General features: G+C 42.1%; 5 tRNA genes and 1 rRNA gene. All 6 read left to right on the top strand.

Going from position 1 to position 1214, the window contains the following annotated elements:
• Nucleotides 1-20 precede the first annotated feature (20 nt).
• The 6 genes from rrf to ACWJJX_RS19230 all read left to right on the top strand — a co-directional run bounded on the left by rrf (nucleotide 21) and on the right by ACWJJX_RS19230 (nucleotide 903).
• Nucleotides 21-136: ribosomal RNA gene (gene rrf / locus ACWJJX_RS19255) — 5S ribosomal RNA — on the top strand.
• Nucleotides 137-181: 45 nt separating this feature from the next.
• Nucleotides 182-256: transfer RNA gene (locus ACWJJX_RS19250), tRNA-Asn, on the top strand.
• A 2-nt stretch (nucleotides 257-258) separates the two neighbouring features.
• Nucleotides 259-331 (top strand) — tRNA-Thr (locus tag ACWJJX_RS19245).
• 295 nt (nucleotides 332-626) lie between these two features.
• Nucleotides 627-701, top strand: a tRNA-Gly gene (locus tag ACWJJX_RS19240).
• Between the two features lie 32 nt (nucleotides 702-733).
• Nucleotides 734-810, top strand: a tRNA-Arg gene (locus tag ACWJJX_RS19235).
• A 16-nt stretch (nucleotides 811-826) separates the two neighbouring features.
• Nucleotides 827-903 (top strand) — tRNA-Pro (locus ACWJJX_RS19230).
• Nucleotides 904-1214: the final 311 nt, after the last annotated feature.

Genomic DNA, 1214 nt, shown 5'->3' with positions numbered 1-1214 from the left:
TGAGAGAACACTCTCAATGGTTTGGTGGCGATAGCGAAGAGGTCACACCCGTTCCCATGCCGAACACGGAAGTTAAGCTCTTCAGCGCCGATGGTAGTCGGGGGTTTCCCCCTGTGAGAGTAGGACGCCGCCAAGCTTTTTATTTTATCTACCATGTTTTTGTTTATGAAGCTTATAATATTCCGCAGTAGCTCAGTGGTAGAGCTATCGGCTGTTAACCGATCGGTCGTAGGTTCGAGTCCTACCTGCGGAGCCATTGCTTCCATAGCTCAGCAGGTAGAGCACTTCCATGGTAAGGAAGAGGTCAGCGGTTCGAGCCCGCTTGGAAGCTTATCTAAATACGTTGATCTGAAGCAGTTTCCGAATGTTATGGAACTGTTATTTTTTGTTTAGTTCAGTAAAAATCTGTTGCTGATTGTACCAGTTAAGGTATAGGTATTTAGCGCGTCTTCTGATGAAGCCTCTCTTCAATGATGCAAAAGAGATTAACATAATTAATTGTTAAACGGTATTGACTTTTATCAAAACCTTGATATAATTACTTTTGTCATAATGAACAGTATAAATAACAATACGGTTTACCGCCATCTGAGGCTGTATCCTGGCCATGCATTACATTTTTACTTGCGGAAGTAGTTCAGTGGTAGAACACCACCTTGCCAAGGTGGGGGTCGCGGGTTCGAATCCCGTCTTCCGCTCCATTTTATCCCAACGGGATATTGTGAAATTAATTGCGCCCGTAGCTCAATTGGATAGAGCGTTTGACTACGGATCAAAAGGTTAGGGGTTCGACTCCTCTCGGGCGCGCCATAATATTTTAAAAAATCGGGAAGTAGCTCAGCTTGGTAGAGCACATGGTTTGGGACCATGGGGTCGCAGGTTCGAATCCTGTCTTCCCGACCATTCTCAAGCTTTAAAGATAATATACTGGTTTTCTTTTTTCTCTTTTAAAAAAAATGCTTGATTTATAGAGAAGCACCGTGGTATATTATTAAACGTCGCTGATGGACAGCAGACAACAACAAAAAGCTTCGAAAACAACTTAAAAAAAGTTGTTGACACAAAAGAAGCTGAGTGGTAAGATAATAAAGCTGCTTCAACAAGCGGTAATGATCTTTGAAAACTAAACAAGACAAAACGTACCTGTTAATTCAAAGTTTTAAATAAATCGCACAGCGATGTGCGTAGTCAGTCAAACTACTTTATCGGAGAGT

This window comes from Bacillus sp. YH3-2-B2 (genome assembly GCF_053663335.1).
The sequence above is the reverse complement of the archived record's forward strand: the minus strand, read 5'-3'. Positions and strand labels throughout refer to the sequence as shown.